The organism is Rhodococcus sp. C1 (assembly GCF_020809065.1).
In the GTDB taxonomy this organism is placed as follows: Bacteria; Actinomycetota; Actinomycetes; order Mycobacteriales; family Mycobacteriaceae; genus Rhodococcus_F; species Rhodococcus_F qingshengii.
On sequence record NZ_CP078080.1, the window covers coordinates 245,102 to 265,666 of the forward strand.

Genomic DNA, 20,565 nt, shown 5'->3' on the forward strand with positions numbered 1-20,565 from the left:
CCGAATATACGGTCTGAACATTTGCTTGTGCTGAATAGTTAGCGGCAGGAACATTGTCGAGTGACCACACTGACCTCCGCGACCGCGCAGACACCGACACCCACCCGAACTCCTCGGGGGCGCATCGACCCTCGATTGCTCGTCGTCGGAGGCGCAGCCGCGATCTCGATCAGTTCGCTCCTCATCAAGTTGGCTGATGTCGGGCCCTCGACGGCCGTCTTCTTCCGTTGCTTCCTGGCCCTGCCGCCGCTGTTGTGGTTGGCGTGGCGGGAGTACCGCCGGGTGGGCAAGCCGAGCCGGCGGGCAGTCGTTCTGCAGGTGCTCGGCGGTCTGCTGCTCGGACTGGATTTCGCGTTGTGGTCGCAGTCGATTCTGATGATCGGCGCGGGGATGGCGAGCGTCGTCGTGAACGTGCAGGTGGTCGTGGTGCCCGCACTGTCCTGGTTGGTATTCGGCAATCGGGTGCCGATGCGGTTCGTCTTCGCCCTGCCGTTCATGTTCACGGGAATCGCCTTGGCGGGCGGCGTGTTCGGGGGCGGGGGAACCGGCGACGACTTGCTGTGGGGAACGGCGCTCTCGCTCGTCTCCGGAATCGCCTACGGCGGCTACATCTTCGTGGTCGGCCGGACGGGCGAGGCGGATCGGGCCGCGAGCCAGGTGCTGATCTCGACGACGTCCGCGGGCATCGCCGGGTCCGTCATCGGATCACTGTGGGGCCGGATCGATTTCGTCCCGGGCTGGGAAGCGTTCGGCTGGCTCGCGGCACTGGCACTGGTCGGCCAGGTGTTCGGCTGGATGCTGATGGGGCACTCGCTCCCTCGGCTTCCCGCCGAGGTGGGCGCGACGCTCCTGCTCATGCAACCGGTACTCGCCGTACTGCTGGCAGTTGTGCTGCTCGGCGAACGGCCAGGCGTTGGGCAACTACTCGGGTGCGTCGTCGTTGTCGGAGCGGTCTCGGCCGTCTCCGTACGTCGCACCCGAGCAGTCACCCGAGTAGGTAGCGCAGGCTAATGCACCCGCATCTCGCCGGGCATCCACATGCCCGAGCGGGTTGCGGTGCCCGTCTCCACCTCTGCCGGAACCGCATTGGGGAAGTACCGGTCGTAGCGCTCGAGTGATCCCCAGTCCCGCGCCCAGTCGTCCTTCAGGTACGTCGGAACCGTCGTCGCACCGGCAAGAACCTCGGTGAATCCGAGCGGGCCACCGTTGTCCGCGGACTGCCAGGTGTCGGTGGAACTGACCGCAAGAGGACGGTCCGGGAGGATGCGGAAGTTCGGCATCTCGGCCACGCCGTTCTGATGTGTGAACGGACGTTGGCACGGGAACTGAAGGCCGACAGCCCAGTCCAGAAGCACCGGCTGCTCGTTGCCGATGTACGAGTTCAGGGACTCGAGCTTGGGCACGCGCGGCGGCGTGAACGCCATCCACTGATCGCCCGTGAGATTGGGATCGAACGCGACCACCCGAACGGCGTCGGCGTCCGGCGCGAGTTCGTCGATCGGGATACGGACGTTGCGCCACGACGGCGCGGGTCCGATGTCTCGCGGCATGTACGAACCCTGAACCTGCACGGTTCCGTCGGGCTGAGTCTTGCCGTACTCGACCAGCAGTGACTGGCCGTACGTGATCGCACCCGTGTTGTCGACGGACCACACACGCCCGGCGACGGACATGACCACCAGCGGTGATTCTTCACTGCGAGTGGGCAATCCGTACCAACTCGAGATGAGGGAAGCAGGTTCCTGCACGCCGGGCTGGTAGCTGCCCATGACCGGTGTCTTCGACGGATCGAGGCCGAAGGGGAGCTTGGCCGTGCTGCCGTTGACGCCGACGTTGCCGGTGCCGCCGCTGGTTCCGGCACCGGAACCGGTGGCGAAGGTGGGACCGACACTCTGGCTGTCGGTATTGCCCATGCCCTGCTTGACTTCGATGTAATCCGCAGTCAGATCGCTGGGAACCCCATTGGGGGAGAAGCCCTTCGAATCAACTCCCGACAACGGATCCTCGGCGTTGAATCCGGGAGCGGTCAGAGGCCGCAGATTCCCGGAATTGACGTCGGTCTCGACCAGAACGTCCTCGGCCATGCCGCAGGTCTTGCCCGCGAGTGCCTCGATGTTGCTTCGGCCCAGCGAGTACGCCGGGTACTGCGACACTGCACCCTTGAGTAGCGAGAGCACCTCGAACAGGACCATCAGACCGGCAATCACGGTGAGGGGAGCGGCCGCGAACTTGCGAATTCGTCTGCCCTTGGCCGTGTTCGGCTTCTCGGGCGGGGCGGCAAATCCCTCACGCAGGTACTGCCAGGCGGCAAAGGCCAAGGCGAGAGCAAAGAGTGCGAGGAACAGGGTGTTGGATTCACGGCCGTCGTAGGAGATGGTCTTGTCGAACCACGGCACGCCGTAACTCGAGACGTACCAGTAGCCGTTGATGCCGGCGAACGTCAACGCGAGCATCAGGAGCAGTCCGGCCACGAACACCGATCGGTTACGACGCGAGCGCAGGGCGGACGCGGACACGGCCACGGCGGTCAGCGCGGCGAGAGAACCGGCGATGCCCGCGTACGCACCGAAGTGGTGAGTCCACTTGGTGGGGTTGAACATCATCAGGAACATCGTGCCGAAGACGACGCCGACCAGGCGCCACGACGGACCGGTTGCCGCGCCGGGGACGCGGCCGCGGCGCAACAACACGAAGAGCGTCGTGAAGAGGCACAGGATCATCGTCAAGAACGCGAAGCGTCGGGCAACCGAGCCGTCGACCGTCTGGACGAAGAGGTAGTAGTAGCGCAGGAAGTCCTGGTACCACTCGAGATTGGGGCCGATGATCGTTCGGACGCGCGTGGCCTCCATGACACCGGCAAAGGTCTGGTCGGCGAAGATGACCACCAGCACGATGGTTCCGGCAGCGGCGATCGGAGCGAGAAGCGGCAGGGTGCCGACCAGTCGGTGACGCTTGACGACGATGCGCACCAACGGGCGCACACCGGCGAGAAGGGCTGCGATACACATCAATCCGGTGGGTGCGGCGGCAAGAGTGAAGGCGCCGATCAAGATTGCCGTGGCCGCGGGCAGCAGACGTCCGGTGGCGATGGCGCGCTCGATGGAGCACCAGGTGAGCAGTGCGCCGAGAGCCACGATGGGCTCGGGGCGAAGACCGTTGTTGTACGCCAGCCAGAAGGACAGGAACACCAGACCGCCGGTCCAGAGGGCGACGTTGCTCCGGCGAACCGCCCGCCCGAGACGCGGGACGACCTCGCGGCTGATGACCATCCAGCAGAGGATTCCGGCGAGCAGAGCGGGCAGACGCATGAACGGGCTCGCGGTCGAGATCTTCGCCATCACGGCCAGCACTTCGTAATACCAACCGAACGGGGCCTCGGGAACGCCGAACCAACGGAAGTAGTTGGCCATGTATCCCGCGTCCGGTGAGACTCGGGCCATGGTGAGGAGGTAGCCGTCGTCGGCGGTGTTCGCGCCGATGAAGTGCCACACGACGAGCGTGCCGACCACCACTCCGTCGATACCGGAGAACTTCCACCAGCGTGCGGGCAGGAAGCGTCGGTGCTTGCGGCCGTCGGTGCCGTCGAGGCGAGCCAGGGCGACCAGCGCGACGATGGTCGAGAGGACGGCCACGATCATCGCGACCAGCTTCAAGACGCTGGGGCTCGAGGAGAAACGTGAGTCGATCGTCATCGAGAAGCCGAGGCCCTCGGGGGCAGCGCCGTCGGGCAGGTCGCTGAAGACGCCGACCACCTGCGGGCGGAAGTCACCGTCGAGCTGGCCACGAATCGGGTTGCCGTCGGGATACGTCAGTCCGACGAACTCTGCCGTGGTTCGGTTGACGTCGGAGCTGAACGCGATGGCGCCACAGCGACTGGACTCGACGTCCTCGCGTGCCGCCGAAGCGACGACGACGTTGCGATCGAGCACGTCGACGCTCGTCGCGGACACCCGGACGAACATCGACGACAGTGCCGCGCCGTCGCCCTGTGCAGGTGCCGTCGACAGCAGGATGCCGCCGCCCTCCGGCAACGAGCTGACCGCGGTACAGGGGATCGATGCGTTGACGTCGATGGGAACCTGCGCCATCAGCGGTGCCTCGACGTCGCCGATCACACCGTTCTGCGGCCAGTTGACCGAAGCCGTCGTCTGCACGACGGGAAGCAGCGGAGTTGCCAGTGCGAGCACGAAGCCGAGCAAGCCGGCGATGATCGCGACCCATCGCGTGCGATGGAAACGCTCGCGGGCATCCTGACCAGCAGGAGGCGGCGAACTCGAAGTCTGAGGTGAAGCTGTCACGGCGTCGGGCACGGCTACCGATGGTATGTCAGGGCTGAGCGTGGACCTACCGTGCCTGGGTGGTTGGTAGGTCCACGCGTAACAGTTACGACTGGTAACGAATCGGGCCCGGTGTCCAGGTGCCCGATCGGGTCTCGGTGGTGACGTTCATTTGCGCGGGAACCGCGTCCGAATCGAGCGGTGTGTACTGCTCGAGCGATCCCCAGTCACGATCCCAGTCGTTGTCCAGATAGGTCGGCAATGCCCTGGCCGAGAGCAGTTCGGTAGTCCAGCCGAGCGGTCCGCCGCCGTAGTGGTCCTGCCAGGCGTTGGTGGACTCCGCGCCGATGCGGTCGGGCAGGATGCGCCAGTCGGGGATCTCGGCGACGCCGTACAGGTGATCCACCGGACGTTGGCACGGGAAGGCCAGACCGACAGCCCAGTCCATCAGCACGGGATCGGTGGATCCGACGACGTCCTGCAGCGTGCGCATGGTCGGCACTCGTGGCGGTGTGACCGCCAGCCACTGGTCGGCGCTGATGTCGGTGTCACTGGCCACCAGACGCACGGTGTCGGCGTCTGCGGGCAGCTGATCCATCGGAACGCGCAGGTTGCGCCACGACGGCGACGGGCCGATGTCGATCGGATCGACACGTCCCAGTGCGTCGACGCTCCCGTCGGCCTGCTTCTTGCCGTACTCGACCTGCAGCACTGCGCCGGGGGTGACGATGCCGTCGGAGTTGACGTAGCGGATGCGTCCGGCGGCCGCGACGGTCAGGAGCGGTGCGGCGTCGTTGCGCTCGGGGAGTGAATACCAACCGGTGGTCAGTGACGCGTTCTGAGGTGCTCCGTAACTACCGAGCACCGGGGTTTTTGCGGGGTCGAGCCCGAACGGGAGCGCGACGTTGCTGCCGTTGACGCCGGCCGTCGACTGCGAGCCACCGGCGGTGCCGGATCCGGTTCCCGGCGTGGTGGTGCCGGACTGCGAGGTCGAGGTGTCGAGGCTGTTTGCACTGCCTGCCGTCGAGTCTTCTGCGTCGGCCGTGAGGTCGCCTGCAACCCCGTCCGGCGAGAACCCGGTTGATTCGCTCGCACCGAATGCACCTGCGCCGGCGAGATCGGTGGGCCGATCCGTCAATTGCAGAACGCCGGCGTTCGGATCGGACTCGACGAGTACCTCACCCGCGAGACCGCAGCTTCCGCCGAAGACGGATTCGATGTTGGACTTGCCGATCGAATACGCGGGGTACTGCGCGACCGCGCCCTTGAGCAGGGACAGCACCTCGAACAGCACGACCGCTCCGGCCGCGATGGTCAACGGTGACGGGGCGAGAAGGCGGAGTCGCCTGGTCTTCTTGACGCTGTCCTCCGTGCCGTTTCGCCGGCGCGGCTCCATGACGTGGTACCACGCGGCCAGCAGCAGCGCGAGAATCGTGAGGCCGAGGAAGGCCGTCGAGAATCCCTTGCCGGCGATTGACGGCGGCTTGTCCCACCACGGGACGCCGTAACTCGAGACGTACCACCAGCCGTTGGAGCTCGTGAACGCCACAGCGAGGATGAACAGGATGCCCGCGGCGAACAGCGCGCGGTTTCGTTTGGAACGCATGCTCGACGCACTCACACCGACGGCAGCGAGGACGGCCACCGTGGCGGCCAGACCGGCGTACACACCGAAGTGGTGAGTCCACTTGGTGGGGGTGAACTGCATCAGGAGCAGCGACGCGAACACGATGCCGAGGATTCGGCGCGAGGGCCCGATAGCGGTGCCGGGGATCCGGCCCTTGCGCAGGATCATCATGACGCAGAAGACGAGTCCGACGATCATGACGAACATGCCGAAGCGGCGGGCCAGTGAGCCGTCGGGGGAGATGGTCATCAGTGCGTCCCAACGCAACCGTTCCTCGAACCACGGAACGTTCGGCCCGACGGCCGTTCGCACTCTGGTCGATTCGAGAACTGTCGCGAGGGTTTGATCTGCGAAGACCGCGACGAGCACCACGGTTCCGGCGGCGAGAATCGGCATGATCTGGGACAGGAAGCCGACGCGTTTGCCGCGGGCGATCAGGATCTGCAGGATCGGCCGGGCGCCGGCGATCAACGCGCCGATCGCGATCAACCCGGAAGGTCCGGCGGCCAGCGAGAATGCGGCGATCAGCACGGCCATCGCGGCGGGCAACAGACGTCCGGTAGCGATGGCGCGTTCGATGGAGCACCACGTGAGCAGAGCGCCGAGGGCGATGATGGGCTCGGGGCGCAGGCCGTTGTTGTACGGCAACCAGAAGGCGAGGAACACGAGCCCGCCGGTCCAGATGGCAACCTTGTTGCGGCGCACCGCAACACCGAGTCGCGGGATCACCTCGCGGCTGATCACCATCCAACACAGAATGCCGGCGATCAGCGCGGGCAGGCGCATCCACATGCTCGCGGTGCTGACCTTCGCGAACAATGCCAGCACGTCGTAGTACCAACCGAACGGCGCTTCGGGGACTCCGAACCAGCGGAAGTAATTGGCCATGTACCCGGAGTGCTCCGAGACCCGGGCCATGCCGAGCAGGTAACCGTCGTCGGAAGTGTTGGCGCCGAACACATGCCACAGCGCCAGCGTGCCGATAACCAGGGCGTCGATGCCGGTGAACTTCCACCATCGCGCCGGCAGGAACCGCCGTGCACGACGGCCGTCGACGCCGTCGATCCGGTGCAGTGCGTACAGCGAGACGATGGTCGAGAGTGCCGCGACGATCATCGCGAACAGTTTGAGAAGTGTGGGGCTGGACGAGAACCGGGAGTCGACGTCCATGTGGGCGGACAGTCCGGCGGGCGCTGCGCCCTGCAAGTCGGTGAAGATGCCGACAACCTGTGGGCGGTAGTCACCGGTCAGGGTGGTGCCGACGCCGTCGATACCGGTGACCGCCGCGACGGTCTGCTCGGAGTTGGTCGTGATGGTGATCGCCGTGCACCCGCTCAGTTGATCGAGCGGGGTCGAGATCAATACCGAATCGCGGATGAGTGCTTCGAGGCGGTCGGCAGTGGTGCGGACGGTGAGGCCGCGGGCGTTTCGGTCCGGCGCCCCGTTCGGCATGGTCGAGAGCAGTGTGCCGCCGCTGCCGCCCAACTGGCCGAGGGTGGAACACGGGATGGTGATGTCGAGCGATGTGGGCGAGTAGGAGATCAGCGGCGACGAAACGCTGTTGACGGTCCCACCCTGCGGCCAGTCGATGCTCGCGGCTTCCTGCTTGACGGGCAGGAAGGGCGTAGCGAGTGCAAGAAGCAGGCCAAGAAGGCCGGTGACTATCGCGATGAGTCGTGCCGTCCGGACTCTCTGGGAATCCGATTCTCGGGGAGCTTCGGGGCCAGTGGGCACGGGTTTCGGGGGCACTACTACTTCAGACGGCACAAGGAACGATGTTAGGCGAGTGCGGGCCCGCACATCCTGAGAGAACTACTCAGGATGCAACTTCCTGTTCGGATTGTGGTGTTTCAAGTGTTCGGGCGATGGTGTCGAGTGAAATACCCAACACTTCCGCGACCGCGCTGATGGTGAAGAAGGCGGGTGTCGCGATGCGGCCGGTTTCGATCTTGCGCAGAGTTTCGACCGAGATGCCGGCGTCGAGCGCTACCTGAACCATGCTTCGGTCGCCCCGCGCCGATCGCAGGAGTTCACCCAGTCGTAGTCCTCGTTCGAGTTCTTCCGCCGTCAGCGGCACGCGCACCATGTGCTTATAGTAATACCGGTATAGTTATTCGACAAGGAAGGTGTTCGAAATGGTCGAAATCAAGACCGCAGGGGAAATCGACGCGATGGCGGCGGCTGGGAGAATCACGGCGCAGGCTCTGGCTGCGGCGCGTGAGGCGGCAAGCGTCGGGGTGACGTTGCTCGAATTGGACGCCGTTGCCGCGGAGGTTATTTCGGCGGCCGGCGCCTCGGCGCTGTTCTTGAACTACCGGCCGGCAACGGCATCGACGCCGTTCCCAGGCGCCATCTGTGCGAGTGTGAACGATGCTGTGGTGCACGGTATCCCGAATGAGTACCGGCTTCGCGACGGTGACCTGGTCAGCATCGACTGCGGCGCGAGACTCGACGGCTGGTGCGGCGACTCCGCCATCAGCTTCACTGTCGGGCGGGGGAGTAGTGAGGATCAGGCACTGATCGACGCGACCGATGAGGCACTTGCCCGTGGCATTGCCGCTGCCCAGCCCGGAAACCGATTGGGCGACATCGGTGCCGCGATCGGACAGTACGCGCGTGGCCGCGGGTACGGCATGCTGGCCGATCACGGTGGGCACGGCATCGGCCGCGAGATGCACGAAGGCCCGGACGTGCCCAACGAAGGTCGAGCAGGCAAAGGCTTCCGGCTGCGTCCCGGCCTGGTCATCGCCATCGAACCGATGCTCATCGCCGACGGAACCGACGACTACCGGCACGACGCCGACGGGTGGACCCTTCGCACCGTTTCGGGCGCCCGGGCTGCGCACAGTGAGCACACGGTCGCGATCACCGAAGACGGTCCGGTGATCATGACCCGCTGATCAACCCGCTCAGCTCTGGTTGGAGGTCTTGCCGCTCACGAGGTCTCGTACGTCCCACACCCACACGTCGTCGACGCGCTTGGCGTCGAAGCCGACCAGCTCGTCGACCGTGTGGCGCAGGGCGTCGTCGCCGGAGAATCGGGGAAGCACCAGTACGTCGGCGTGCCAGTACCGCAGGTCGGTCAGTGCGTTCGCTCTGGTGCCCACGTCGATCAACGGGACCTTGCCGGTTTGTTTGGCATTGACCAGCAGGGTCGAGGTGGGCCGGGACTCGGCGCCGTAGATTCCGGCGCGGGTCTTCGAATCCGGGCCGACGAAGTACCCGCCGGCGATGGGGAAGCCGAAGTCGGCGTCGACCTGCCAGCTCAGTGCGCGGGCGTCTTCGGCGCTCGCGACGGGAACCGTCACCAGGGTGCCGTCGCTGACGTAGTTCTCCCACGAGCCGCTGGTGATGAATTCGGGCGTCGCAGATCGCTGATCGGCGTCAATGGGGGTCGGGATCAGGGGAATCATCGCGACGGCGAGAGCCACCAGCCAGACACCGGCTGCCGTGCGGCGCGGTCCACGAAGTTCGACAAAAGCGCGGTAGGTGCCGAGGGTGAGCAGCAGCCCGATCGCCGGAATCGCGCCCATCGCGAATCGGGATTCGAGCACCGATTCGAACAACGGCAGGTCGGCGAGGAGTTTCCACGGCAGAGTGATGCCGGTCTTGTCACCGTCGATGGTCAGTTCGGAACCGAGTGAGAGCACACCCATGACCACGATCACGGCGGCAGCCGCGCGGGTCAGGCGGATGCGCCACAGCCACACCGTTGCACCGAGAAGCAGGAGCACCAGCGGCCATCCGAAGTACGCGTTCTCCTCGGTCGGGTTCATTCGGAACTCCGCGCCCTCGGGGTCGCCCGCAACCGATTCGGTCGGGAACGTGGTGAGTGCAGCGGTGTCGTTGCCTGCCTGACCGTGTGAGACGCCGTCGTAGCTCGCTGGGCCGAAGAACTGCGACCACAGCGGCACCGCGGTGATCAGGAGTGTGACCGCGCCGCCGATCACGAGGCCGGGCATCGCGCGCTTGATCGCCTGGCGCGACTTGGCCAGGCCGGGCAGTGCATAGGCGGCGCCGAACACCATGGCTGACATCGTGAAGATGAGGAGCGGTTCTTCGCCGAGGAAGATCTGCCAGGCGACGAGTAGGCCGAGGACGACACCGTCGCGAACCGGACGCTTGCCGTTCGAAATGCGCACTACCTGCAAGAATATGAACGGAAGTACGAAGAACGCGACGAAGTTCGGGTGGCCGTTGGCATGCGAGATCATGGCGGGCGCAAATCCGCAGAACCCCGCTCCGACGGCGGCGGCGACCTTGGAGCGGACGGAGACGCCGGTCAGCACGTGCCGCGAGAATGCCCAGTACCAGGCGATAGCGGTGCCGCCGAGGCCGGCAGTCAGTCCGATCGCATACGTGGCTGTCGGTCCGAAGATCAATGTGATCGGGGCCAGCGGGATGCTGATCCCGAACATGGCGGTATTGGCCATCAGGTTCACGCCGAGCGGGTAATTCTGCAGGTCACTGAACAGTGGGCTGCGGAACTGGGCGAGGGCGTGAGCGGTATCGGCGAAGAACCATTCCCACATGGCCTGGTCGCGGCCCGCGTTGAACAGATAGCCGGACTGCAGATCGCTCCACAGGTTGGACATCACGTAGATCGCCGCGACGGTGAACGTCGCCATGATCGCGAGGTCGACCAGACGACCGCGCTGGACGACCGAGCGCCGCACTGCTGAACGGACTCGCCCTGGACGTGCTTCTTCGAGCAGTTGGACGTCGGGCAAGGTCTCGGTCATGCAGTCGGTGCCTTTCGGTTCTGGCGCCCATCCCTGAAGTGGCAGTTCTCAGAAGTTCGGGGTGGCCTACTTAGGTCTCGATTCGATAACTTCCTCTGTCAGAGTAACGAACAAAACGGTTCGCGTCCGCGAGCGGGCGCACTCAGCGGGACAAACCGGTCCGCCCGACTTGTCCGAAAAGTAATGTTTTCGTGCACCGTTTGACGGGTTCGTGACCGGGGTATCGCAACAAGGATCTTGCTCGCGTTTGTTCAGGCAGCCCCGACGAATCCCATCCTCGACGAAGAGTTGGAACCTACGTCCGGGGCCTATACCGGATGGGATGGTGCTTGTGCATGTCGAAGACAGCAGTTCGTAGTAGCGCAGTAGGAGCAGTGGCCTTGTTGGCCGTTGTCCTGGGGGGTGGGACGGCGTCGGCAGGCGTCGACAACACCAGTTCGATCACCGACGTCAAAGGAAATCGGATAGAAGTCTTCCAGGCTGATACCGCTATCCACGTCTTTCCATCTCTCGACAGCTCACCGCTGAGTGTCGAGTTCTTCCACGACGGGGTTGCCGGCGTGAAGATCGACGGCCCGGATGCAGCAAGTTTCACCGGAACGAAGCTGACGATCGGCTATCAGATCGGTTACCCGATCGCGCTGACCGGCGCGACGGTCGTTCTCAACAGTCCTGGTCTCGACTGGGCAGTCGAGAGCGGAACGAACCTCGGGATCGGTCTGGTTCCGGATTTCGAACTGGGCCTGGATATTTCCAATGGGTTCGTCATCGGCGGCGACATCATTCCGTCGCAGGAACTGGACGTCGACCTGGCGCCGGGCGGTATCACCGACGTCGCGCTGCTCGAAGATCAGGAGTTCGACGGTCCCGAAGCCGCTGTCCGTCTGTCCGGAGTTCACGGTTACGTACAGGGAGCAATCGGGCCGGTGACCATCAGGCCGTACGCGAAGGCTGTCACGTCGAATGGCGATACCGTCGTCACTTACGGTGTACCGCAGAGGCTTTAGCGAAAGCGGATGCTCCCGCCGTCACGCTGCAACAGCGTGATGGTGGGAGTTTTCCGCGTTCCTTGTGGTCGAATCGGCGCCACGAATCGGCGAAGCGTCCGCCCAGTGGGCACTACGGGAAACACTGACGAGTTTCGCGACCAACCGTGCCGCGATCCACACGAGGTACACGGCGGTGATCAGAAGCAGAAGTGCCCAGTCGTGCGCGAAGAATCCGACTATCCCGCCGATCGTGAACGCGAGGGCGACGAAGACGACCCGTCCGCCCACGTCGGTCTCGACCAGATACTCGGGTTCGATCGGGTCGTCGGGTTCACTCGATTCATCGACGTCCTCGGATGACTCGGCCCTGGACTTCTCGTGGTGTTCGGTGGGGATCTCGAGTAGCTCGCCCCATTCGAGCACCGCAACGGTGTGCGCGGTGTCGGTCGGGATCGCGCGGTAGTCGCGGGACTCGGACACGTCGATGAGAGCCCTTGCCAGAGTGAGTACTTCGATGCGATTGCGAATCGCGACGCTCAACACTTCATGGAAAGCCTGCTCGCGCCCGAACGGTTTGCCGCGCGCAATGACCAGAACATGCTCTGCGGAATCGAGAACTGCACGATGCGGTACAAGCTCGCGGCTTTGCGCAACGAGTTCGCTCACTGTCATCACCTACCCCGCCGGTGGTTGATGCGGCCGTTTGCTCGACTGCGCTTGGAGGGGCTGAGTACCCCGGCAGTTTCGGAAACAAACTCGCCGGACAGCGTGTCAGATTTGCGCAGCCGGGGCCGAGAGTGCTCCGAGGCAACTTTCGATCAGGTCGGCAACGATCACGTGAGCACGTTCGCGGCTGTCGACGCGGCCTTCCCACGTGGCAAAAGTGACGACGGTGAGCACGGTCAGAGTTCCCGCCCGAAGTTCGGCGATCTCTGCCGGTAACGAGGACACAGCGACTATCCGCCGCTGAACTTCGCGGAAACTCTCGGCCTGCATGTGGTCACGGATAGTCGACGACATCGCCGGGTCGAAGATCGACTGCACCAGGAACCGCGCGTACAACGTGCCCTCGCGGTAGATGGTCTGTTCCGCCAACGGCAGGACGAGAGCCTCGACGAGGGCACGCATCGTCGGTGGATTCGCGTCGAGATCGATCGTGTCGAGCAACTCACGACGACGCTCACCGGCAGGTCGCATTCTGGACTCGACGACGGCCGCCAGCAAACCTTCACGTGACCCGAAGTGATACTGCGCAGCCGATTTGTTGGCCTGCCCGGCTTCGGTCTGAACATCACGAAGAGTCAGAGCGGCCAGACCTCGCTCGGCAACCAGACGCTCGGCTGCATCGATCATCGCCGCTCGGGCATCGGTTCGGGGCACGGTATGAAGTTAGGGGTGCGTCGGGGTCGCGTCAACGACCCCGACGGTAAGCCTTTTGTGACGTATCTCCTGGTTAGATTGCGTCAGAGCGGGTAACGACCACAAACGGCCCCTGCTCGGTCACGGTGAAACGAGGATCGTCGAACAGTTCCTTGGGGAACGTGACCGTGTAGCGGCGGACGTTCGGGTCGTTGGGGTAGACGTCCTCTGCCAACCGCAGCGTGTACCCGTCGGCGCCCTGGCGGAAGACGAAGGCGTCGGGGCTGCGCCACGGCGCCGAGTCCAGCGCAGCTACCAGTTCGTCAGGCGTCTTCAGTTCCGACCACTGCTCGATCAGCGCGGCGCGCGCACGGAAATCGGCGAGCGGGTTCGCGTAGTGCGACGTCAGTCCTTGAAAGCCGAAGTACGGGTAGAAGCTGAGGAAGCCGATGTCGGCAGTGAGGACCACCGTGTCATGGGGTTCGCGTCCCAACTGCTCGCGAATGATCCGGTCGATGTCGGCGTAATTGGCTTCGGCACCCGGGGGTCGCTTGTCCCCGCGCTCGCCGTTGCCGTCGGTATCGCTGTATGCCACAGCGATATCCGGCGCCAGCACCTGCGGGATGTTCTGCGCGAAGGCGATGGCTCCGATGACACCGAGTGCAACCAGTACCGCTTTGACGCGAGGATTTTCGCTGGTGGCCAGCACGATCCAACCGGCGAACTCGAAGAAACCGAACACACCGGCGGCGGCAAGGAGTCCGATCAGGACCGGCTCCAGTCGGAAACCGAGGAGCGTACTGCCGGCGACGGTGAACGTCATGGACAGCAATGCCCACAGATACACGGCAATGACACCGATGCCGAGTGCCCGGGCGCGGCGGGAGAAGAGGAAACGCGAAATCAGCCAGATCGTGCCGAGTAGGCACAGCCCACCGACGAGGGTGAAGCTCAGCATCGGGAAGGGCAGTACCGCACCGGAATCGGGAAGATAGTGGAATGCCGTGCCGGATTCGGAAGTTGCCCCTGAAAGTGCTTTCAACAGGTACGGAGTCCAGACCGTGAGGGCCACTACCCCTGCGATCGCGGCGATCACTACCAGTCGGATCAGCGGATTCAGCGCTGCCTTCCACGTGTTTTTGGCCTTCGCTGCCATTACTGCTGCGACGACGGCCATCAAAGTGACTGAGAAGGCGGCAAAGGCGAGGTACAACGTGTAGACCGTTGCGGCGAAACCGAGGAACAGGCCCGTCCCGAGTATTGCGCCGGCTCCGGCAAATCGAGATGCCCCCGGCCGGTCCAATGCACCCCACGCGAGGATCAGCACCGGCGGGATCAGGAGGTTGATGACGGCGCCGTACGCCTCGGGGGAGTTGTACGCCAACACGACGGCAGTGACGGCCAATGCCGCGACGACGGCCCAATCGCGTCGAATCAGCTTGGTCCACAACACGAGTGCAACGACGGCGACGACAGCCAACGAGCCGATCGCGTAGGGCTTGAAGGCTTCCCAGCCGTCCATGCCCAGCAGGTTCGCGACGCGTCCACCGATCCAGAACCAGCCGGCCGGGTAGAACGGCGGCAGATCCACGTACGTCATGTCCTGCAGCGCAGCCGAATCCGTCAGCCGGGTCAGGTACTCGGTGCGGAACTGCTGATCGACCGAGACGCCGTGCAGATACAGACTCGTCGCGGCCAGGGGAAGTCCGAGCGTCGTGGTGACGAAGCCGGAGAGCCCGGCCCACGAGAGGAGTTTTGCGACCCGCTCGGCCTTGCGGGCGCGGAACATCAGAACCGCAACACCGACCACTGCGATGCAGAGCACCTGCAGCACCGTCGTGACTGCCTGCGTGACATTGGAAGAGGTGAACGCCGGCCACTGCACTCGGCCGAAAGCAAAGAGCCCGACAGCGGCTACAACAGCGGCGACCAGCGCTCCGAGGGCCATTTCCACCACCGTCGCCGCGGCATTACGCCACGGCGACGGGGTCGAAAGGTCTGTACTCGGAGCAGTTGTTGTTTCTGGCACGGGAGGAGCTTAAACCGGCAACTTCCGGAAGATCGGGCGCGGCACGTGGCGAAGACCCATCATGACGAAGCGCCACGGGCCGGGAGTCCAGACGATTTCCTTGCCCTTGTCCGAGGCGGCAACAGCGAGCTTCGCGACGATGTCCTTGTTGACCGTCAGCGGAGCTTCCTTGACGTGGGCACTGAACTGCGTGCGCACCATGCCGGGGCGAACGACGGTGACCTGCGGTCCGAATTCCGCGAGAGCCTCGCCGAGTCCGAGGTAGAAACCGTCGAGGCCCGCCTTGGTGGATCCGTAGACGAAGTTGGCACGCTTGACGCGCTCGCCGGCAACCGACGACATCGCGATGATCTTGCCGAAGCCCTGAGCCTTCATCTTCTCGCCGAGAAGAACACCGACCGAGACGGAAGCGGTGTAGTTGACGTTTGCCACCAGAACGGCCTTGCGCTGGTTCTGCCACAGCTCTTCGGAGTCACCGTCCAGTGCGAAGGCGACGATGGCGACGTCGACGTCACCGTTCGAGAACGCCTGGTCGATCACCTTCGGGTGCGATTCGAAATCAACGGCGTCGAAATCGATGAGCTCCACCGAGGTGGCACCCTTCGCTTCGAGCTGCTTGACCGCAGCTTCGCGTCCCGGATCGCCAGGGAGTGCCGCCAGAACGACGCGGAGCGGCGCCTTCTTCAGGTATTCCTCACAGATGGCGAGGCCGATCTCGGAGGTTCCACCGAGAAGCAAAACGGTTTGCGGGTTACCTACAGCGTTGATCACAGTTCCAGCCTTCTGGACATATCGGAGGCGAAAACGCCTGTGGGGTCGTACTTGCGGCGCGTCGCGATCCACTCGTCGATGCGCGGGTACATGGCGTGGAAGGTTTCCGCGGACGTCCGCGAGTCCTTGGCCGTGTACAGGCGTCCGCCGAATTCGAGGACACGCTTGTCGAGTTCGGTGACGAACTCGTTCAGGCCCGGCTTGATGCGGAAGTCGACGCAGATGTTCCAGCCCGGGATCGGGAAGCTCAGCGGCGCCTGATTGCCTTCGCCGAAGAGCTTGAACACGTTGAGGAACGAGTAGTGCCCGCTGCGCTGGATGTCGACGATGATCTTCTTGAACTCGTCGACGGCCTCCGGCGGAACCACGAACTGGTACTGCAGGAATCCGTTGGATCCGTACGCGCGGTTCCACTCACCGAACATGTCGAGCGGGTGGTAGAACTGCGTCAGATTCTGGACCTTGCCGCGATACTTGCCGGACTTGCGGAACCAGACCTCACCGATCGCGGTGAAGTTGAACTTGTTGGCCAGCCCGTTCGGGAAGACGTCGGGGAACGTCAGCAACTGCGGTGCGTCGAAGGCGAGCGGGTTCTTCTGCAGCTTGGCCGGAAGCTGGTCGAGCTTCGCCAGAGATCCGCGCGAGACTGCCGCACGACCGAGCTTCGGGGGCGCGGAAATCGCGTCGAACCAGGCGCTCGAATACTCGTAGTTGGCCTCGCTGCCGTCGCTGTGCAGCGCGATGGTCTCGTCGAGGCTGTTGGTGACGTCGCCGTCGGCGATGAAGTACGCCGTCTCGGTCGGTGTCATCTTGATGGTTGCCCGCAAGATGATGCCCGTCAGGCCCATGCCGCCGATCGTGGCCCAGAACAGTGCGGCCTTCGGGTCGTTGCGCCCGCCCTTGGGGGTGAGCGTGCGAACCTTGCCGTCGGCCGTCAGCAGATCCAACGACACGACGTGGTTGCCGAAGCTGCCCGCGCTGTGGTGGTTCTTGCCGTGGATATCCGAGCCGATGGCGCCGCCGATCGTGACCTGACGAGTACCCGGCAGGACCGGAACCCACAGGCCGAACGGCAGAGCAGCCTTCATCAGCTGATCCAGATTCACGCCGGCGTCGACGTCCACCAGAGCGGTGTCGCGATCGATGCGGTGAATGCGGCTGAGGGCATTCATGTCGATGACCAGGCCGCCGGCGTTCTGCGCTGGGTCACCGTACGAGCGGCCGAGGCCGCGCGCGATGACGCCGCGTCGCAGATGCGAGGGCTTGGAATCGTTCTGTTCCGCAACCTGGGCGACCGCGTTGGCGATCACTTCCACGTCGGGGGTGGACAGCACCTGTGCAGTGGTGGCGGCGGTGCGTCCCCAACCGGTGAGGGTGCGGGCTTGGGTGTGGAGAGCCGGCTGCGGCGTCTCTTCTGCTGTCGTGGACATCAAGGTAGAGGTTACCTGGGAGTAGTGCCGACGGCTCCGACTCGAGTGGTTACTCTCGTCGTCGTGCCCGAAACACCTGCAAGTCACCAGCACGAACCCCACGTCCCGCTGCCCGTCGAGATTCCTGTCACGACGGACATCGCCGACGACGCGTTGGACCTGAAAACGCAGATCGTCCGGTTCGTCGCGACGGGTGGGCTGTCGGCGGTCGTGGACTACGGGCTGTATGTGCTGCTCCTCGCGTTGGGGTTGCCGCGCGTCGCCGCAAAATCGCTGAGCTTCGTTGCGGGCACCACGACGGCGTACCTCATCAATCGTCGGTGGACGTTCAAGGCCGAGCCTTCTCGCGCCCGCTTCATCGCTGTAGTCGCGCTGTACGCGGTCACTTTTGCGGTTCAGGTCGGACTCAACGAACTGATGGTCCATGTCTTCGACGAGCATTGGTGGCGGACACCGCTGGCCTTCGTCATCGCGCAGGGCACCGCGACGGTCATCAACTTCATCGTTCAGCGGGCAGTGATCTTCAAGATCAAGTAACGGTTCGGGGTGGATTAGCGCATTCGTCCGGTTTCTCGAGAGAGAATCGAGCCCATGATCATCGTTCTCGATTCTTCGGCCCTGACCAGGGGCGCACGGTTCGACACTGCCATCGCCGACGCTCGCGCACTCGGACACCGCGTCGTCGTGCCGCGATTGGTCGTCCTCGAGGTTGCGAGTCGCTACCGCGAGGAATCGGCGGAGATGATCGCGGCCCTGAGCGTCCAGGCGCGCATGTACGACCGACTGGGGTTGCGGCGCGACCTTACGAGGTTCGTCGACGCGGCTCACGACAAGGCCGACGGCTACGTCGACGACGTGATCGAAGACCTCGTGGCGATCGGCGTCGAAGTGGTCGATCCAGTCGACGTTTCGCATCTCGAGGTGGCCGAGAGGGCGATCTCGCTGCGTCGGCCCTATACCGACAAGAAGAAGCGAGACGGATATCCGGCGACGCTGAACTGGCTGACCGTGCTCGATCTCGCCGACCGCAACCCGGGCGTCGACGTCATCTGGGTGAGCTCCGACGCACGGGCATACGGCGACGGCGAAGACGGGGTCTGGCACGGCGATCTCGCGCGTGAGCTGGCGTCGCGCGGTCTGGAGTATCGGGTCCGCTGGGCGTCGGACATCCCGGTGATCGACGGACCGGTGCAGGTGGAGCAAGTGGCGGAGGTCGAGGAAGCCGCTGAGGTCGCGCCCGAGGCCCCGGTTGCTCAGGGCTTCGTGGAGCCGGAAGCGGTGGTTCCAGCCGAGGTTCCCGAACCCGCGGCACCTGCAGCAGCCCCCGCCCCCAAGCCTGTTCAGCGCGCAGCGCGGACGAGAGTTGCGCCGCAGCGCATCGAACCCGCCCCGAAAGCTCAGTCCGGTGGACTGCGCGGTCTGGGCAAGGTCATCGGCGGGCGGAAACGAAAGGTCACGATCGTCGACGATCTCGACGAAGTCGACCTCTTCGGTGCCTGATCGCTTCTAATCTGGACAGATGTCTCTGTTGCCGACAGTCAGTCGAAGGACCGGAACTCGATACGGCAGGCCGAGTATCGAATCGCAGGTCCTCTACAACGCGTGCCGATGGATGCTTCGGCCCGTGGTCGGGATCGCGCCGCTGACGCCTGGCGCCATGCGCCGCGCCGCAGTGCTGGACTCGGCCGCGGGTGTACGCATTCCGTCCGGGATCGATCGGGAAGCGATTCGCTTTCCAGGTTTCGACGGTGAACTCGTGCGGACGGCAGGCTCGACGGCTGATCTGCGCGACGGTGTTGTTCTCTACCTGCACGGCGGCGGGTTCATGTGCTGCGGGCTCAACACGCATCGGCCGGTCGTTGCAAGCATCGCCAAGCGAACCGGCCTTCCGGTCCTGCACATCGCATATCGACAGTTGCCGAGCACGAGCATCAGCGGGTCCGTCGACGACTGTCTCGATGCATACCGGTGGCTCCTCGAACAGGGAGCCTTGCCGGAAAAGGTTGTCTTCGTTGGCGATTCGGCCGGAGGCTTCCTGGTTTTCGCGACGGCACTTGCAGCTGTTTCCGCGGGGCTCGAGGTTCCGGCCGGTCTTGTCGGGCTCTCACCTCTCCTCGATCTCGATTGCACCACCAAATCAGTCCACGCCAACGCTCGACGCGACGTGATCGCCCCGGTGTCGGCATTGATGGCGATCGGAAAGCTTGGCGGACAGACGAACTCACCCGTCGACGGCGATCTGGCCGCTCTGCCGCCGTCGTTGCTGATCGCCGCCGAATCCGAGGTGCTCAGAGTCGATTCGGAGGTGATGGCGCAACGGCTCGCCGCCGCGGGGGTGCCGTGCTCGCTGCAGATCTGGAACGGCCAGGTTCACGCGTTTCCCGCCGTCTGGCCTGGCTTGCCGGAGAGCCGGGCTGCGCTACGTGACGTTGCCAGGTTCATTCGCGCCAGGCTGGATGCGGTCCCGCCCCAGGCGTCACGTGCGCAGTGACGCGACAACTGCCCGTGCGAGGGCGTCGGCAGATCCAGGGGCGAATGGCAGAAAGAGTTCGGGCTCGATCAGTTCCACTTCCATGAGCAGTGGCTGATCCACCGGACCCACGACGTCCACACGCGCATAAAGCAATTCGCCGGGGCCGCATGGGGTCGCGGCCAGTGCTGCGTCGGCCACCGTGAGTTCGGCGGCGGACGGTTCGTGGAGGTGGTTGGTTCCGCCGTGAAATTCCTGCACGCGGAAGTCGTTGGCGGCCGGGATCTTCCGGACAGCGTGTGAGTAGCGTCCGCTGATGTGGATGATCGAGCGCTCACCGTCGACGACGTCCGAGACGAATGGCTGGACCAACGCGTCGTTACCGCCGTCGAGGATTGAGCTGAGGTGAGCGTGGGCCTGCGCGGACCCGGCGGCAAACTTTCCCACTCCGACAGCGCCGGCGGACACTGCAGGCTTGACGATGACGTCGGCACCCTCGAACGAAGGGAGGGTGAGTGTTTCGCTCTTTCCGGCAGCGATCACAGCGGTTGGGACGATAGGTACGCCGGCCGCGGCAAGTTCGGTGAGGTATCCCTTGTGTGCGTTCCACTTCACGATCGAGAGTGGATTGGCGATCGGAGCGGTCAGCTGATCGAGAACGGCAAGAAATTCGTCGAGGCGCTGGGTGTAGTCCCAGGTCGACCGGATCAGAACCAGGTCGGCGTCGATATCGAGGAGGGACGGGCTCGACCACGGCGCCATCGTCGACGCGATGCCGTAGGAGGTGAGAGCATCCATGACGAGTTTGCTTTCGACATCCGCCTCGCGGGCGGCGCCGTCACAGGTGAGCAGGAGAACCGTGGTCATGCCA

General features: G+C 64.5%; 16 protein-coding genes. 6 read left to right on the forward strand and 10 right to left on the reverse strand.

Annotated elements, in window-relative coordinates; translation table 11 throughout:
* The first annotated feature begins 60 nt into the window (after nt 1–60).
* Nucleotides 61–1,011, forward strand: a complete 951-nt coding sequence (locus KTR60_RS01085) for a DMT family transporter (RefSeq protein ID WP_003943901.1) — start codon at nt 61–63, stop codon at nt 1,009–1,011.
* Here the strand turns inward: KTR60_RS01085 and KTR60_RS01090 are convergent.
* From KTR60_RS01090 to KTR60_RS01100, 3 genes are all read right to left on the reverse strand, one after another.
* Nucleotides 1,008–4,310, reverse strand: coding sequence for an arabinosyltransferase domain-containing protein (locus KTR60_RS01090; protein ID WP_030535817.1), 3,303 nt, complete (start codon nt 4,308–4,310; stop codon nt 1,008–1,010). The two genes, KTR60_RS01085 and KTR60_RS01090, sit on opposite strands and share 4 nt — an antisense overlap.
* A gap of 73 nt (nt 4,311–4,383) precedes the next feature.
* On the reverse strand, nt 4,384–7,671 hold the full coding sequence (locus KTR60_RS01095; RefSeq protein ID WP_372509971.1) for an arabinosyltransferase domain-containing protein: 3,288 nt from the start codon (nt 7,669–7,671) through the stop codon (nt 4,384–4,386).
* Nucleotides 7,672–7,720: 49 nt separating this feature from the next.
* On the reverse strand, nt 7,721–7,990 hold the full coding sequence (locus KTR60_RS01100; RefSeq protein ID WP_003943854.1) for a helix-turn-helix domain-containing protein: 270 nt from the start codon (nt 7,988–7,990) through the stop codon (nt 7,721–7,723).
* A gap of 49 nt (nt 7,991–8,039) precedes the next feature.
* On the opposite strand from KTR60_RS01100, the gene map reads away from it, so the two are divergent.
* A complete protein-coding gene (gene map, locus KTR60_RS01105) occupies nt 8,040–8,804 on the forward strand; it encodes a type I methionyl aminopeptidase (protein WP_030535815.1) in 765 nt (254 codons plus the stop codon).
* Nucleotides 8,805–8,813: 9 nt separating this feature from the next.
* Here map and KTR60_RS01110 read toward each other — a convergent pair whose 3' ends face one another.
* On the reverse strand, nt 8,814–10,646 hold the full coding sequence (locus KTR60_RS01110) for a hypothetical protein (protein ID WP_042921226.1): 1,833 nt from the start codon (nt 10,644–10,646) through the stop codon (nt 8,814–8,816).
* Nucleotides 10,647–10,981: 335 nt separating this feature from the next.
* On the opposite strand from KTR60_RS01110, the gene KTR60_RS01115 reads away from it, so the two are divergent.
* Nucleotides 10,982–11,653 (forward strand): MspA family porin, encoded by a 672-nt coding sequence (locus KTR60_RS01115; RefSeq protein ID WP_228401671.1) that lies wholly within the window; start codon nt 10,982–10,984, stop codon nt 11,651–11,653.
* A 21-nt stretch (nt 11,654–11,674) separates the two neighbouring features.
* Here KTR60_RS01115 and KTR60_RS01120 read toward each other — a convergent pair whose 3' ends face one another.
* The 5 genes from KTR60_RS01120 to KTR60_RS01140 form a co-directional block, all read right to left on the reverse strand.
* Entirely contained in the window at nt 11,675–12,307 is a 633-nt protein-coding gene (locus KTR60_RS01120; protein ID WP_202022615.1) for a hypothetical protein, read from the reverse strand.
* A 99-nt stretch (nt 12,308–12,406) separates the two neighbouring features.
* Nucleotides 12,407–13,015, reverse strand: a complete 609-nt coding sequence (locus tag KTR60_RS01125; protein WP_228401673.1) for a TetR/AcrR family transcriptional regulator — start codon at nt 13,013–13,015, stop codon at nt 12,407–12,409.
* Nucleotides 13,016–13,088: 73 nt separating this feature from the next.
* Nucleotides 13,089–14,942 carry a galactan 5-O-arabinofuranosyltransferase gene (locus tag KTR60_RS01130; protein ID WP_064688150.1) on the reverse strand — a complete coding sequence of 618 codons (1,854 nt, stop codon included), beginning with the start codon at nt 14,940–14,942 and terminating at the stop codon, nt 13,089–13,091.
* 90 nt (nt 14,943–15,032) lie between these two features.
* On the reverse strand, nt 15,033–15,794 hold the full coding sequence (locus tag KTR60_RS01135) for a decaprenylphospho-beta-D-erythro-pentofuranosid-2-ulose 2-reductase (RefSeq protein WP_007731800.1): 762 nt from the start codon (nt 15,792–15,794) through the stop codon (nt 15,033–15,035).
* Nucleotides 15,791–17,224, reverse strand: a complete 1,434-nt coding sequence (locus KTR60_RS01140) for an FAD-binding oxidoreductase (protein ID WP_003943934.1) — start codon at nt 17,222–17,224, stop codon at nt 15,791–15,793. The genes KTR60_RS01135 and KTR60_RS01140 overlap by 4 nt, the downstream gene beginning before the upstream one ends.
* Nucleotides 17,225–17,287: 63 nt before the next feature.
* Here KTR60_RS01140 and KTR60_RS01145 point away from each other — a divergent pair, with 63 nt between their 5' ends.
* The 3 genes from KTR60_RS01145 to KTR60_RS01155 are packed head-to-tail and all read left to right on the forward strand — an operon-like array spanning nt 17,288 to nt 19,715.
* Entirely contained in the window at nt 17,288–17,761 is a 474-nt protein-coding gene (locus tag KTR60_RS01145; protein ID WP_074447111.1) for a GtrA family protein, read from the forward strand.
* Between the two features lie 54 nt (nt 17,762–17,815).
* Nucleotides 17,816–18,724, forward strand: coding sequence for a PIN domain-containing protein (locus KTR60_RS01150; RefSeq protein ID WP_042447630.1), 909 nt, complete (start codon nt 17,816–17,818; stop codon nt 18,722–18,724).
* Nucleotides 18,725–18,743: 19 nt separating this feature from the next.
* Nucleotides 18,744–19,715, forward strand: coding sequence for an alpha/beta hydrolase (locus KTR60_RS01155; protein ID WP_003943846.1), 972 nt, complete (start codon nt 18,744–18,746; stop codon nt 19,713–19,715).
* Here the strand turns inward: KTR60_RS01155 and KTR60_RS01160 are convergent.
* Nucleotides 19,701–20,561, reverse strand: a complete 861-nt coding sequence (locus tag KTR60_RS01160; RefSeq protein WP_007731796.1) for an ATP-grasp domain-containing protein — start codon at nt 20,559–20,561, stop codon at nt 19,701–19,703. The genes KTR60_RS01155 and KTR60_RS01160 overlap by 15 nt on opposite strands.
* Nucleotides 20,562–20,565 lie beyond the last annotated feature (4 nt).